Annotated in this window: 15 protein-coding genes; 10 read left to right on the forward strand and 5 right to left on the reverse strand. The window is 36.7% G+C overall.

Features of this window, described 5'->3' with window-relative positions:
• A complete protein-coding gene (locus MKZ17_RS12055; RefSeq protein WP_340723978.1) occupies positions 1-687 on the reverse strand; it encodes a lytic transglycosylase domain-containing protein in 687 nt (228 codons plus the stop codon).
• A gap of 168 nt (positions 688-855) precedes the next feature.
• Here MKZ17_RS12055 and mscL point away from each other — a divergent pair, with 168 nt between their 5' ends.
• The 6 genes from mscL (at position 856) to MKZ17_RS12085 (ending at position 7,574) form a co-directional block, all read left to right on the forward strand.
• Entirely contained in the window at positions 856-1,251 is a 396-nt protein-coding gene (gene mscL / locus MKZ17_RS12060; RefSeq protein WP_340723979.1) for a large conductance mechanosensitive channel protein MscL, read from the forward strand.
• A gap of 130 nt (positions 1,252-1,381) precedes the next feature.
• A complete protein-coding gene (locus tag MKZ17_RS12065) occupies positions 1,382-2,497 on the forward strand; it encodes a methionine biosynthesis PLP-dependent protein (protein ID WP_340723980.1) in 1,116 nt (371 codons plus the stop codon).
• Positions 2,494-3,657 (forward strand): aminotransferase class I/II-fold pyridoxal phosphate-dependent enzyme, encoded by a 1,164-nt coding sequence (locus MKZ17_RS12070; RefSeq protein WP_340723981.1) that lies wholly within the window; start codon positions 2,494-2,496, stop codon positions 3,655-3,657. The genes MKZ17_RS12065 and MKZ17_RS12070 overlap by 4 nt, the downstream gene beginning before the upstream one ends.
• A 106-nt stretch (positions 3,658-3,763) precedes the next feature.
• Positions 3,764-5,479 (forward strand): thiol reductant ABC exporter subunit CydD, encoded by a 1,716-nt coding sequence (gene cydD / locus MKZ17_RS12075; protein WP_340723982.1) that lies wholly within the window; start codon positions 3,764-3,766, stop codon positions 5,477-5,479.
• Positions 5,463-7,130 carry a thiol reductant ABC exporter subunit CydC gene (gene cydC, locus MKZ17_RS12080; protein ID WP_340723983.1) on the forward strand — a complete coding sequence of 556 codons (1,668 nt, stop codon included), beginning with the start codon at positions 5,463-5,465 and terminating at the stop codon, positions 7,128-7,130. The genes cydD and cydC overlap by 17 nt, the downstream gene beginning before the upstream one ends.
• A 27-nt stretch (positions 7,131-7,157) precedes the next feature.
• Positions 7,158-7,574: a hypothetical protein gene (locus MKZ17_RS12085; protein ID WP_340723984.1), complete on the forward strand. Its 417-nt coding sequence runs from the start codon at positions 7,158-7,160 to the stop codon at positions 7,572-7,574.
• A gap of 131 nt (positions 7,575-7,705) precedes the next feature.
• On the opposite strand, the gene MKZ17_RS12090 is transcribed toward MKZ17_RS12085, so the two are convergent.
• A complete protein-coding gene (locus MKZ17_RS12090; RefSeq protein WP_340723985.1) occupies positions 7,706-9,352 on the reverse strand; it encodes an SgrR family transcriptional regulator in 1,647 nt (548 codons plus the stop codon).
• A 180-nt stretch (positions 9,353-9,532) separates the two neighbouring features.
• Here MKZ17_RS12090 and MKZ17_RS12095 point away from each other — a divergent pair, with 180 nt between their 5' ends.
• From MKZ17_RS12095 to MKZ17_RS12110, 4 genes are all read left to right on the forward strand, one after another.
• A complete protein-coding gene (locus MKZ17_RS12095) occupies positions 9,533-10,720 on the forward strand; it encodes an MFS transporter (RefSeq protein WP_340723986.1) in 1,188 nt (395 codons plus the stop codon).
• 202 nt (positions 10,721-10,922) lie between these two features.
• Positions 10,923-11,360, forward strand: a complete 438-nt coding sequence (locus MKZ17_RS12100) for a MarR family winged helix-turn-helix transcriptional regulator (RefSeq protein ID WP_340723987.1) — start codon at positions 10,923-10,925, stop codon at positions 11,358-11,360.
• A 21-nt stretch (positions 11,361-11,381) separates the two neighbouring features.
• Positions 11,382-12,320 (forward strand): ring-cleaving dioxygenase, encoded by a 939-nt coding sequence (locus tag MKZ17_RS12105; protein WP_340723988.1) that lies wholly within the window; start codon positions 11,382-11,384, stop codon positions 12,318-12,320.
• Between the two features lie 12 nt (positions 12,321-12,332).
• On the forward strand, positions 12,333-13,391 hold the full coding sequence (locus tag MKZ17_RS12110; RefSeq protein ID WP_340723989.1) for an LLM class flavin-dependent oxidoreductase: 1,059 nt from the start codon (positions 12,333-12,335) through the stop codon (positions 13,389-13,391).
• Between the two features lie 27 nt (positions 13,392-13,418).
• Here the strand turns inward: MKZ17_RS12110 and MKZ17_RS12115 are convergent, their stop codons facing one another.
• The 3 genes from MKZ17_RS12115 to ssuE form a co-directional block, all read right to left on the reverse strand.
• Positions 13,419-13,991 (reverse strand): hypothetical protein, encoded by a 573-nt coding sequence (locus MKZ17_RS12115; RefSeq protein ID WP_340723990.1) that lies wholly within the window; start codon positions 13,989-13,991, stop codon positions 13,419-13,421.
• Positions 13,988-14,806, reverse strand: a complete 819-nt coding sequence (locus tag MKZ17_RS12120) for a hypothetical protein (RefSeq protein ID WP_340723991.1) — start codon at positions 14,804-14,806, stop codon at positions 13,988-13,990. The genes MKZ17_RS12115 and MKZ17_RS12120 overlap by 4 nt, the downstream gene beginning before the upstream one ends.
• A gap of 121 nt (positions 14,807-14,927) precedes the next feature.
• Positions 14,928-15,461, reverse strand: a complete 534-nt coding sequence (gene ssuE / locus MKZ17_RS12125; RefSeq protein WP_340723992.1) for an NADPH-dependent FMN reductase — start codon at positions 15,459-15,461, stop codon at positions 14,928-14,930.
• Between the last annotated feature and the right edge of the window lie 5 nt (positions 15,462-15,466).

Consider the following 15,466-nt stretch of genomic DNA (forward strand, 5'->3'; position numbering starts at 1 on the left):
TTATTTTGTTTGTAACGCGATTTCTTTTAATTGCTCGCCGTAGTCATTGTATTGATTATAATAATATAAAATATCTTCTACATACTTATCGCTATGGTTATATTGAAAGATTGCCTTTTTAAATTGACCATCTTTCACACCCGCTCGGGCCAAAAATTTGGCAGCACTATGTACTGCATCCTCAATATCAAATGGATCAGCTATCCCATCTCCATTTGCATCAACACCATAGCCCCCGTATTTTTGAATGACTGCTGGGTTCGTTTTTTCTTTTTCCGAAATCTCACCCTGGCCAAGCCCTTTGCATGAAGGATGCTTCCATCCTACAAATGTACATGGCATAAATTGCATATGTCCTTCAGCCCCTACTGGTGATACAAGAGATTTCATTGACGAAAATCGAGTCTCAACACGGTGGTGTGCAGCTAGTAATGTCCATGGTACACCATATTTCTGTTCAGCCTCAACATATACAGGTATGTATTCTATCGGGATTTCCATATCAAATTGTTCTTGAATTTGCTGATATACCGACTTTTCAGCAAAAAAATCACTAAATGGAAAGCGGAATTCCTTCCAACTAAAATAGGCAAAAATATAAATTGTTAGCGTAATCGGAATGAGAAGTAGGATTAAAAATAGTTTTGTATTTGGGGAAATCATCGGTTTTTTCTTTTTTGTTGCCATATGTGCCACCAATCTTATTTTCATAATTTCAATTATAGATATCACGATAATATTTTTACTATTCTTTTATTATAAGGGGAAAACTCCCTATTTTCATAGTTGTAATTTAGAAAACGACTCGGTACAATAAGAAGTTGCAGGAATTTACATTAAAAGGAGTAATGTTATATGTGGAAAGACTTTAAAGAATTTGCCATGCGTGGCAATGTTATGGACCTAGCAGTAGCGGTAGTAATTGGTGCTGCATTTGGGAAAATTGTAGACTCATTAGTAAAAAATATTATTATGCCTTTAGTAGGGATTTTAACTGGCGGCATTGATTTAACAAATGAATGGAAATTTGGTTCAGGTGACGCACAAGTAGCACTTGGCGTTTTTGTTCAATCAATCATTGATTTCTTAATTATTGCCTTCGTTATTTTTATCGTTTTACGCGTCATTTCAAAGTTTAACCGTAAAAAGGAAGAAGCAGTTGTGGAACAACCAACACCAAAACTAGATACAAAAGAAGAATTACTAAAAGAAATTCGTGATTTATTAAAAAAAGAAAACGAAGCAAAATAATCGATTACCTAACATGCTAAAAAGTGTGTTAGGTTTTTTTGTTATTGTCCCAGATACTTGAACGTGTTAAATTGAGTTAATAATCGATTCATTCATAATGTTTCGTAAATTTACAAAGGAAGTGTTTTTCATGTCACAACGTTCGATTGAAACAAAATTAGTGCAACTAGGAAATTTAAGCGACCCAAAAACTGGTGCAGTCAATCCCCCTATTTATATGTCGACTGCTTATAAACATTCAGGTATTGGCGAATCTACTGGCTATGATTACACACGTACTAAAAATCCCACACGTGAAATTTTAGAAAATGGAATTGCAGACTTAGAGTCTGGTGATGCAGGTTTTGCCTGTAGCTCCGGCATGGCAGCCATCCAATTAGTGTTATCATTGTTTAAGCCTAACGATGAATTAATCGTTCCAGAGGATTTGTATGGCGGTACGTATCGTTTATTTAAAACTTTTGCTGAAAACTACAATATTAAACCAGTATATAATTCATTTTCAAATGTAGAGGAAGTAGAATATTTAATTAATGAAAATACGAAAGCTTTATTTATTGAGACACCTACGAATCCTTTAATGCAGGAAATTGACATAGTAGCGTATGCCGCAATTGCAAAAAAACATAACCTTCTTTTAATTATCGACAATACATTTTATACACCATATTTCCAACGTCCAATTGAGCTTGGTGCTGACATCGTCATACATAGTGCAACAAAATATATTGGTGGCCATAATGATGTATTAGCAGGCCTCGTTGTTGCCAAAGGAGCCGAGCTTTGTGAAAAGCTTTCCTTCTACCATAACGGAGTCGGAATGGTGCTTTCACCAATGGATTCATGGCTATTAATCCGCGGACTAAAGACTTTGCATTTACGCCTAAAGCAGCACGATGCCAATGGGAAGAAGATTGCTACCTTCTTAAAAACGGAGCCTCTTGTAACCGATGTTTTATATACGGGTAAAGGCGGTATGCTATCATTCCGTGTTAAAGATGCTGCAATGATTAATCCGTTTTTAAAAGCTATGAAGCTGATCACATTCGCCGAAAGCTTAGGAGGTATTGAAAGCTTTATTACCTACCCCGCTACTCAAACGCATGCGGATATGCCCTATGACGAGCGTTTAGCCCGTGGTGTTTGTGACCGCTTATTACGCTTCTCTGTAGGTGTAGAGGAAGCAGATGATTTAATTGCTGATTTACAACAAGTATTTGATTCATTACGAGGTGAATTCGCATGAGCAATCGTTTAGAAACAGCCCTAATCCACGGTGCAATACGTGAAGGATATGCCGATAAAAAAGGGGCGGTCAATGTACCGATGTATGTATCTTCTACCTTTCATCAACAATCAATTGATGAATTTGGAGAATATGATTATGCACGCTCTGGGAATCCTACCCGCGCTGCACTTGAAAAAGCTATTGCAGAATTAGAAGGAGGAAACCGTGGCTTTGCCTTCTCAACAGGAATGGCTGCTGTATCGGCTTGCTTTATGATTTTATCGAAAGGTGATCATATTGTTATTACTGAAGATGTTTATGGTGGTACGTACCGATTTGTCACAAAAGTATTACCGCGCTACGGCATTACACATACATTTGTTGATTTTACAAATGTTGAGGCAGTTAAGGCAGCAGTTCGTCCAGAAACAAAGCTCCTTTACATCGAAACCCCTTCGAATCCGACACTCGGCATTACGGATATTCGTGCTATCGTAAACATTGCAAAACAACAAGAGGCTTTAACGTTCTTAGACAATACCTTTATGACACCACTCCATCAACGACCTCTTGATTTAGGAGTAGATGTTGTTATTCACTCTGCAACGAAGTTTTTATCCGGGCATTCAGATATAGTAGCAGGTTTAGTTGTAACAAACGATGAAAAGTTAGCAAATGACATCTACTTTGTACAAAATTCATTCGGGTCTGTTTTAGGTGTACAAGATAGCTATACGCTTATTCAAAATATGAAAACAACAGCTGTAAGGTTCAACGAGGAATCCCGTGTAGCAATGCGTATCGCGCAGTTTTTAGACAATCACCCACTTGTAGAAAAAGTGTATTATCCAGGACTCGCTACTCACCCTGGGTATGAAATTCATAATAAACAGTCAACTTCTGCTGGTGCGGTATTATCATTTAGTTTACCGAGCTATCAAGTGGCTAAAGCTTTTGTGGAAGCAATGAAAATACCGGTATTTGCTGTCAGCTTAGGAGGAGTAGAGTCCATTCTTTCCTACCCTGCGAAAATGAGCCATGCAGCGATGGAACCAGAGGAACGAGCGAAGCGTGGTATTACAGACGGGTTATTACGTTTTTCAGTAGGCTTAGAAAATGAAGACGACTTAATTGAAGACTTTTCACAAGCATTAGAAATTGCATCAAACGTAAAATAATATTAATCGCTGAAATCTAACGAACAGATTTCAGCGTTTTTTGTTTAGTACGACAATAAACGTGCAATAACTAGAAGTAAAGAAATGGAATTGGAGGGTAATAAATATGCGAAGTTTTTTGAAGTTATTCCCATCATTTAAACAGTATCAGCTAATATTTGCCCTCCTTTCATTAATGATCGCCAGCTCTATTGTGTTACAAGGATTTAGTATCGTAAAAATTGTAGAAGGTGTATTTATACAAAAAATCGCCTTCCATACACTACTTCCCTATTTTGGTATTTTGCTTATTGCATTTGCTATTCGTTTGTTCGCAGGCTATTTATTACAACGTATCGGAAATACATTCGCAATGACCGCAAAAAATGACATTCGCCAAATGCTTCTTTCGAAATGGCAAATGCACGCCACTGAAACAATGAAACAAAAACAAGCTGGACAGAAAATATCTCTATATGTTGATATTGTTGATGAGCTTGATGGCTATTTCCGTGAATATTTGCCACAAAAAATGAAATCTCAAATTGTTCCGATTGTACTACTTGTTTGTATCGTTTTTGCACATCCATTAAGCGCGCTCATTTTACTTATAACTGCCCCTTTTATTCCTTTAAGCTATGTCATTATTGGGCAACAAACGAAAAGAAAGACAGAGCAACAGCTTGATGCCATGAACCGCTTTTCAGGAAAATTTTTAGATTTACTACACGGTTTACAAACATTAAAACTATTTTCAAAAACGATGCAACAACGTAACGTTTTAAAGCATTATAATGCACGCTTTATGGATACGACCTTGTCCGTTTTAAAAATTGCCTTTGCCTCCACATTATTTATTGAACTCATTACTACTCTCGGCGTTGGCTTAGTAGCACTCGAAATCGGCTTTCAAATGATTGTCTTCCAAACGCTTACATTTGCGCCTGCTTTTTTTGTACTAACTTTAGCACCTGAGTTTTATAATTCATTAAAGGAGCTTGGCGCTGCCTTTCATACTGGGAAAGGTAGCTTAGCCGCAATGCAAATGCTGGAAGATGAGTTATGTAAACCATCGCACAATGTTCAATTTGGTCAAGAAAAGGTATCCGGTATCCCTTCGTTATCACTTCAGCAAGCTGTATTTCAATACGGGGATGGTACAACAATTGGTCCTATAACGATGAACATACCTGCTAACAAAGTCATTGCGCTTATTGGTCCTACAGGTCATGGTAAAACAACAATCCTTCTTATGCTTTCAAGTATGGTTGAGCTCTTTAGTGGATCCGTAATAATTAATGATCAAAAACGACAAAATGTAAGTGAACAAAGCTGGTATGACGAAATGATTTTTATTAATCAGCATCCTTTTGTCTTTGCTGGAACAGTACGAGACAATTTAACAATGGGCAAGTATTTCACCGACGAACAAATCGTTTCTTCTTTAGATAAAGCACAATTATGTAATTGGTTAGAAAAATTACCGAACGGACTTGATACGCTTATCGGAGAAGGTAGCCTAGGTGTTTCAGGTGGAGAAAAGCAACGAATTGCTATTGCCCGGGCATTGATTCGACAACCTCGTATCGTATTTTTCGATGAGCCAACAGCAGGGCTAGACGTTTTCACAGAACAAATGATTACTACAGCTATTAAGCAATTATCAAAGCATGCGACTGTTGTTGTTGTAACCCATCGCTATGAAACACTTAAGTTTGCCGATTATTTGTATTATATTGAGCACGGAAAAATCTCCACGAGTGGTACACATTATATGCTACATGAAAATCCATTTTATCAATCGATGCGGTATGGAGGGGATCAAAATGCAGGAGCTTTTTAACATTATTTTGCACGAAAAAAAAGAGATTGCCCTTGCACTTCTTGCTGGAGCAGTAAGTGGTATTACCGCAGTAGCACTGTTTGCCCAAAGTGGTCTACTTATTTCGCAAGCCGCCTTAATGCCCCCCTTTTATATTATTCTAATATTAACTGCCTTTTTAAAAGTATTCGGTGTTGTAAAGTCGACGAGCAAATATGCCGAACGTTTCCTTTCTCATCGAGTAACATTTCGCATATTATCACATATACGACTCCAATTTTTCGATCGACTTGAGCCAATCGCAAGTAAACTATTCAATCGCTATCAAAGTGGTGATTTGCTTGCCCGAATTACCGCTGATGTCGCAACATTACAAAACTTCTTTTTAAGAGTAGTCTATCCCCCACTTGTAGCACTGCTCGTCTTTATATGTACCGTTATTTTTACTACATTTTTCTCAGTCTGGATTGCTTTTGCCTTATTAGGAGGCTTTTTATTAGTAGCTGTAATTATTCCCGCAATATTTACCTTAAAAAAACAGCATATGTCATCTTCGAAACACGCGCTAATGAATGACACTGCAGAATTTTTATATGGCTTTAAGGAATTAAAGCATTTCCATTTACTAGAACACAAAAAAGAGAAATTATTACAGTTAAGCATAAATTATTCTTCTGATAAAAGAAAAGAACATCATCAAATCATCCAGATGCAATTTGTCAATCAAGCTGCAACATTGTTAACTGTATTTGTCGTCATCTTTATTGGTGCGTATTTTGTATCCATCGAATCGATGGAGGGACTCTATTTAGCTATGCTTATACTAATTACATTAACTGTTTTTGAAACGGCAATACCACTAGCTACTGCACCCTATCACTATAAACAGTCTGAACAGGCAATGACTCGTCTCCAAAATATACCTACTACTTACGACGATGGCTCGATCTATCTGGAATATTGCGAGCCATATGTACTGAACGCTAAAGAACTAGCTTATCATTATGAAGAAGGAATAAACGAAGTCGTTCGCAATATTACCTTTACAATTGAAAAGGCCGAAAAAATCGCCATTGTTGGTCCAAGTGGCTCTGGAAAATCAACGTTATTTCAATTATTAATCAATGGACTAAAGCCAACTAAAGGTTCGATTTCCATTCATAATTTTCCTTATAGTATGGTTGATTCGCAATCTTTATGGCAACTTATGAGCGTACAATTACAACACAACCACTTTTTCTCTGGTACTATCCGGGACAATTTAAAAATTGCTGGGGAACAGGAAGAAGATGAAAAACTACTAAAAGTATTACAACGTGCGCAGCTCCCCCTCTCATTAGACCATCTTGTATATGAAAAAGGTGAAAATTTATCCGGTGGCGAAAAACAGCGACTCGCATTTGCACGTGTATTGTTAAAAAATAGCCCGATTTGGTTGCTCGATGAACCTTTTACTAGCTTAGACAACGATACAGAACGAGTATTATTTCAAGAAATGCTCGATTGTACAAAAGATAAAACAGTCATTTTGATCACCCATAAGCTAACAGGACTTGAAAAGATGGATCGAATTTTTGTCATGCAGGAAGGTATAATTGGTGAGAATGGCCATTTTGATGAATTAATTGCCCAGAAAGGTTTATTTTATGAAATGTGGACACGACGTAGCTGATCTAGTCTTTTTACGAAAGGAGATTTTATGTTATTTCGGATTGTCATCGCCTTGTTAATTAGTACTTTCATTACTTTAACTGGGGTCTTTGGCATTTTATTTGGGGAATGGAAGTATCCAGTAGAGTTAATTCTGATGGTAGTCACTTTTACTTTTCTATTTTTACCAATTATTTTATTGTACGGAACCGCCTCATTTTATTTAGCAGAACTATTATCACGTCGTTTGAACCATTCTGTTAAAAATATAGGTAAGTTTGTGCTTATCCTTATTCTAGCATTTGCAACAGTAGTTATTTTCCCCGCTGAAATGAAAATTCAATTTTCTACAATAGCTGTTGATTTAACATTAATCGTAGCCCTCCCGCTCGCCATAATTGCTTTTTTCATTGATGAATTTATGCATTCTAAATGCAAACGATCGAAAGTAGTACCAACTATGTAATACTGCTAGCCTGACGCAATCGCATCAGGCGTTTTTTCATCTTTTATTTTTCTTCAATTTCATTAATTTCAACAGATAAATTGCAGCTTCCTATCATTTTCTTACCGTTATAAAACGTTCTCGTTAACCCCTCAAATTTCTTTGTAAAAGATTTTCCGATAATTGACACGACCATGCTGATCAAATTCAACATGTTTATACTGCGTATCTTCCCTCACGTAAAAATTATGCTTGCGATGCGTCATAAACTTTAACGTGTATTCATCAATTAACAACTGTTCAATTTGCTTGAAGCTCTCTAAACCGTTCTCCTGTCTTGATGCTTGCTGTAATAAACGATCAACTTGTTGACGCGCATTGTAATGTAAAAAATTCAGGAAAATTCGAGGCTCACTAAAATACATCATAAAATACGATAATAACAAATTATCATTCAGAGCATTTCCTCCTACGAAGATATCAATTTTTTCATGTAATTGTTCATGTTGAAGTTTTAAGTCAACACATATTGTAGTGCTTTCAATTCCTTGTTCAAAAAGAAGCTGCTGAATTGGTTCTACCTTGAACATATGGTTAACCCCTTGACGAATTTCCTGATAACCAATGACGAGGGGACGTGAAAATTGAGGTTTTTTTGGTTTTTCTGATGGTAGTTTATTGTGCTCCCCCACTATCCAGCTCTCTGCAATCGTCTCTCGTTCCTGATCTATGAGGCATTGAACGGGATCTAATAAGTGCCAAATATAAGCACGCCGATCGGTGTCTTTTAACTCCCCAAAAGCACTATTTAACGCAACAAAATCAGCTCCCTGTTCTTGTGAAATAATCTCACGATATGGAATGTGCGCATTGAAAGGAATTTTCCTCACAATATCAGCCTCAAATTCTTGATAAATAAGCTCTACTGCATCTATCCATGGCCGTGGTTTAAAATAACGCGTAAAAGTTTGGAGGCGCATCCGCTCCTCTGTATGTACAGCTAGCTGAAATGGACCACAACCAATTGTTGGCTCCTGTCCTTTATAAAAAATAGCAAAACGAATGCTCGCCAAAAAATTCGGCAATAGTGCAAATGGTTGATTCAATGTCATTAAAAACGCGTAGCGACTAATGATGCCCATCGATTCAATTGTAAATATGTTTTTATAAAATGGTTGAACATAGCGTAAAGAGGCAACTGCATCATTAGCTGTAAGCTCCTCTAAATTGTGAAACAATACTCCTTTTCGAAGGACAAAATGCCATGTTTTATAGTCTTCTGTACTAAAGTCAAAAAGAAGATTTTTTTCAATCTCTTGCCGATCATTTATACTAAATAGCGATTCATGCAACTGCTCTAAAATATGCATATCATGTCGGGAAACAGCCTTTAATGGATTTAAAAATAGTTCAACATAATATGTTGGCTGTATGAAAACATGTTCTTCATTATACGCATGCAGGCCAAATTGCTCGTTCATCCATGCTTGTATACTAGGATGTTGTTGCAATTGAAACTCCTTCACAAGTTGAAATGCCTTATCATATTTTTTCTGTTGCCACAGCGGCTGTAGCGCTTGAAGCACAGCATCGGTTTTTGAGTGGAGAAGTGTCAAAAATGGCTTTCTCCCTCTCCCACGCGACGTTTCCCAAAGTACCTTTTGTTGCTCATGTAATTGCTTTATTACAATTTTCGCATATCGGTCAGAACATTGCCAAAGACATGCGAGCTGGTCAATTGACGTTTCTGTTCTTCTTTGCTCTTCGAAATACTGATGTAAAACTAATTCATAATGCATCGTTTTTCTCCTAAAAGGTGAACTTATTTTTACCAATCAATCACTTTATGTTCCTCTTTTCTTATTTTACACTACTTTAGTGAAGAAAGTTTAAGTATTTCAAGGAAATCCACATAAAAAAATACATCATTTCGTACTATTTTGGCGCAAAAGGTGTTGTTTTAACAAGGAGGAAACGTCATGAATTTATACCATCACAAAACATTCCAAAAGATTTACGCAATTAACCTTTTATCCAATGTATCATCTGTCATTTTTACATTTATTGTTCCTATTATTTTATACGAGTACACGAAATCGGCCTTTGCAATGAGTATGATGCGAATGGTGGAGTTTTTGCCAAACGTGCTACTTGGAATGCTCATCGGAGTATTTGTGGATAGAATGAATCGTCGCCTAGTATTGCAATATGCAAATACAACCCGTGTTATTATTGCCGCATTATTTGTCTTTTTCCTAACAAGCCAAGATCTTTCTCTTTGGACACTTTATGTACTCGGATTTTTACTTTCTAGCTTAGGTTATATGATAGGTAGTGCAACAAACGCCATACTGCCACAGCTTTTTGATAAGCAATATATGACGGATATTCAATCCAAGTTTGCGATGATGTATACGCTTGTATCGATCATTGGGCCCGGTTTACTAGGGGCAATGCTTCTATGGGTCTCCAATGATATGTTTTTATGGTTATTTTTAACGTGTCATGTTGTCACATTAATACTTGTTCAATTTATTGAACGCGTACCGACTCCTGTTCGAAAACAAGCAACACTTATTCAAGATTTAAAAGAGGGAATCATCGAACTTATTGGTAATCGCTCGTTATTTATTCAAACTTGGACAATCTTTTTTTCAAATTTTGCCTCGTCCCTTATTATTGGCATACTGACATTCTATGCACTCGATCAGCTACAACTAACAAAAGAACAGCTTGGTCTTATGTTAACAATTGCTGCGTGTGGAGGTATTTTGGGAGCAAAAGTTATTCAACCTTTACGCAAAAAATTAAGACGTGGACAAATCTATACATATAGTACACTTGTAGAGGTAATCATATTAGCTATGATGTTTTTTACAAAGCAGTGGATTTTCCTTGGCGTACTTCTTGGTTTACGTACTGCAATTTCTACAATGACAAATATTGTTTATTTAGCACTTCGTCAAGAAACAACACCGAATCATTTACTTGGGCGTGTCGCAGGTACATCTTCTATGATTATGAAGCTCGCCCTACCGATTGGCTTGTTAATTGGTGGTATTTGGGCAGATACCCTTCCAATACAACCTATTTTCCTCATAAGTGCAGCGATAATATTATTTAATTTTTTCCTACTTATAAAAGTTAAATTTACAACGGTTGAATAGATAGTAGAGTATTTTCTTCATCACATTTAGCTTAATGGCAAAATTATAAACTAAATGTGATGGTCATACCCTGCATGCGTAAAATATCTTTTACGTGTGCAGGGTTTTTTCTCTTGCATTTATTTTGTTTCGAATTCAAGATATTTTTATTGCAATTTCTTCACTTGAGTAGTAAAGTGATATTAACGAAAGGATGTTGCCTATGAAAAACAACACACTTGGTTCCCTTATTTGGCTTCGAATTATGCGCTTTACGCATCAAAGCAATTTGCTATCAAATGAATTTTTAAAAGACTTTGGCTTAACAACGGCACAATTTGATGTATTATTGCAAATTTCAGCTTTTTCACCAATTACACAAGCTGAACTGGCAGAAAAGGTGACAGTTACGGAAGGCGGAATTTCACGTATGCTTTCTCGCCTTGAAAAAGACGGCTTAATTAAGCGACAGCAAGAATGGAAGACAAAAAAGATTTCACTTACCGAACAAGGTGAACAGCTATTGAATCAAGCATTTGATGCACAGTTAGCCTTCCAATCATCCTTTTTCGATGAAGCCTTATCAAAAGAAGAACAAAAAGTATTATTAAATCTCATGTCTCGCGTTCAAAAAAATAGTGAAAAACGAATAAAACAATAACTACTAGTGGAGGTAAAGAATATGTATACAATTCCAGGGCATCATCATATTTCAATGATTACAAAAAACGCCAATGACAATAACTATTTTTACCGTGAAGTGCTCGGTTTACGACGCGTTAAAGTAACTGTCAATCAAGATGATCCATCAATGTACCACTTATTTTATGGGGACAAAACAGGCAGTCCCGGTACTGAATTATCCTTTTTTGAAATTCCACTTGTCGGACGAACACATCGTGGTACGAATGCAATAACGAAAATCGGATTGATCGTTCCGTCCGAGGAAAGCTTACATTATTGGCAAAAACGCTTGAATGAATTTAGCGTTGCAAATGAAGGGATCACAACCTTTGCAAACCGACCTGCCCTATTGTTTGAAGACAAAGAAGGATTACGTATGGCCTTAATAGCTGGGTATGGGAATAAAATTGACCATTGGGAGACGTATGAAAAATCACCAATTCCAACTGAACATCAAATTCTAGGAATGGGTACAGTAGAAATCACTGTGAAAAATCTATCAAAGCTGACAGCTACATTAACGGAGCTTTTTGGTTATACAGCTATCGAACAAACAGAAAATACGAAGCTATTTCAATCTGTAGCTGGTGAAATGTTTGGTGAAATTTATGCCATTAAGCAGGATGGTCCATCGGAAAAGCCAGGCCGCGGTAGTATCCATCATTTAGCCATCCGCGTTAAAAATGATGAGGAACTCAATTTTTGGAATGAGCAAGTAAAAAAACGTGGCTTCCAAACATCTGGCATTGTTGATCGTTATTATTTCAAAAGCTTATATTTCCGCGAATCCAATGGAATATTATTTGAAATTGCAACAGATGGTCCTGGTTTCCTAAGAGATGGTGACATTGAAACACTTGGTGAGCAATTAGATTTACCTGACTTTTTAGAAGTAAGGCGCGAAGAAATTATGACAAAATTAAAACCTATTGACTAAGGAGTGGTTAAAATGGAGCAATATCGTATTCATAAAGAAAAAGGATTAGAATTCGGTCTTTATACGTTAGGAGATCATATTCCAAATCCACTAACAGGTCACCGCATTAGCGCTCAGCAACGTATTAAAGAAATTATCGAGCTAAGTCAATTAGCGGAGCAAGCTGGGATCGATGTATTCGCAGTCGGAGAAAGTCATCAGCAATATTTTACAACGCAGGCACATTCAGTCGTTCTAGGTGCGATTGCACAAGCTACAAATACAATCAAACTGGCGAGCTCTGCTACAGTATTAAGTGTTGCCGATCCAGTACGAGTATATGAGGATTTTGCAACAATTGACTTAATCTCAAATGGCCGCGCTGAAATCGTAGCTGGCCGTGGTTCACGGGTTGGTGCGCATGAATTATTTGGTGTTAGCTTACGAGACTATGAAGATATTTTCGAGGAAAAATTAGCACTATTAAAACAACTAAATGAACAAGAAGTAATAAACTATGAAGGGAAATTCCGCCCATCATTAGAAAATGCTCGTATTTTACCACAGCCTTTAAATGGCTCATTACCAATTTGGCGAGCTGTTGGTGGTCCGCCACAAAGTGCGATTAAAGCTGGTTATATGGGAATTCCAATGATGTTAACAACGTTAGGTGGACCGGCAGCATACTTTAAGCCATCTGCAGATGCGTATCGGGAAGCAGCAGAGCGTAGCGGACATGACCCAGCATCGTTACCAATTGCAACAACAAGTCTGTTTTATGTTGCAGAAACAGCAAAGCAAGCCGTAGAGGAAATGCATCCTCATTTAAATACAGGCTTCCAAGCGATTCGAGGAAGTGGTTATCCAAAGCAACAAGTAGAAAATGCACTCGATGTTCATGATGCGCTCATGGTCGGTGGTGCGAGTGAAATTGTTGAAAAGCTACTGTATCAGCATGAGCTATTTGGCATGCAACGTTTCATGGCACAAATTGACTTCGGTGGCGTGCCATTTGATAAACTGATGAAAAATATCGAAATTATCGGCAACGATATATTACCTGCCATTAAGAAATATACGACCAAACAATAATGAACAGTCCTAAACAATTGAAAACGTTTAGGACTGTTCTTCTTTATCCAATAAAATTTCAGTCTTTCTCTTTTCTTCAACCCTTGCATATTCCTTCATTTTATATAGATAAATAAGGAAGGTAACAAATGCGATAAAATAGATGACAATCATACTAACAATTAGAATTTCCGCTTCATATAAATGAATGGCGATATAAGGTGCCATTATTGTAAACCATAGACTAATTAAATAGAAGTACTTCACCTTCTTTGTATAGCCAATATAAGCCGAATCCTTAAGTAATTCTAGACAGACCTTAAAAATATAGTAATAGTAAATAAGAAGAGAGAGAATTACTATTATTCTTACTAAAAATTCAAACACCGATGGTAAAGTTGCGATAAGACTTTCGAAAATTGCCATTTCCAATATAGATACTATGCCGACGATAATAGCCATTTTCCTTGTGAACGGTGCTGACGGTACATTTGATAACTTTGCTAGCGCACTAGCTATTAATAAGTAACCAATAATATCTGGAAGTATATCTATGAAAATATTGATATCTAATAGTATAAAAACATATCCCCATAGCAACCGAGAAAAGAAGTTGCTCAATGAACTTTCCCCCTCACTTTATCTACATAATCATTGATCCATTCATTAGATGGGAGATCAATTGCTCCTACACTTATTGGCTCATAAAAAGGCTTGCCGTTGTCTAATTTTCCTTGAATAAACACACGGTGATCTGAAAAATTACTCGTATCAAAATTATCCCATAATCTAACGGACAGCTTCTCCCCCTCCACCGTCTTATAGGGTAACGTTACTTGTTCCTTATCTTTATACAACTTTAATGTTGCCATTGGAAAAGAAGTCGAAAGTTCTTCAATCGTCCCCCCTTGTTGTATTGAAAAAGTGACACTTGAAAAATCACTTGTTCTCTCTGAAACATGACCAAAAGTAAATTCTGGTTCATTTTTTTCGTCTACATAGAGCTTTAGGGTATAAGGAATTTGGAAACCATTTGATAAAACAACAGTTACGACCTCGTTCTGCTTCAATGTATTTTGTACCTGTGCCAACTGTTCTTTTGGCAATCTAAAAACCGCTTCATGTAAGTCGTAATATGTATAACGTTTCGTATACAAATTATCAGTAGAAGGAGTGTTCATGAAAAAATCAGTTTGAAAATATGAAATTGGATAGAGTTGGATATCCCCTATATTGATCCATTGAATTGCTTCATATTCCTTTTGATTTGTAATATAGCTAACTATAAATTCATTACTCTCTGAACTACTATAAATTACTTGCTCACCACTAGGAATGAGGATCGGTTGCTCAAGTTTCTTACTTTCCACTAAATAAATACTTCCCGCAACAAAAAGCAGGGTTAATCCCAATAAAATAATAAAACGTTTACTCAATTTATCACCCCTAACCAATATCGTACCATAAAATAGAAAATATTGGATTAGATGTGGCGTTATATGTTAACAGAATTATTAAAGCCCCTAATCACAAATACAGTGATCAGGAGCTTAACTATTACACGTTTACTTTTTCCTTTGGTGCTACTGCTTCCCATACTTTATCAATGCGCTGAATGGCTTCTGCTTCAAGTTCAAATCCGGTTTCTGTACGCGAAACTTGTGAATCGACAATGTAAATTGGGCTTGCAATTTGGGTTGCACCTAAAATGGATAATACGGGCTTTAACGAATATTCTAATGCTAGTAAATGGGCAATTGAGCCACCAATGGCCACTGGTACAACTAGCTTATTTTCTAGTCCTTTTTGTGGTAATAAATCAATAAATGTCTTTAAAATACCAGTGAACGATCCTTTAAAAATCGGTGTTAGGAAAAAGACAATGTCCGCTTCTCCTACTTTCACGATTTCTTTTGCAATTGCTTCGCTTGCATAATTCGCTGTAATTAAATCTACAGCAGGCAGTTGATGCACGTGAATGACTTCACTTTTAATTCCGTCCTTTGTTAGCAATTGCTCAATCACTTGCTGTATTCCCGTTAAACGTGACTGTACACTATTTCCACCGTTAATAATAATTGCCTTTGTCATGTTTC

It is taken from the genome of Solibacillus sp. FSL R7-0682 (assembly GCF_038005985.1).
GTDB lineage: Bacteria > Bacillota > Bacilli > Bacillales_A > Planococcaceae > Solibacillus.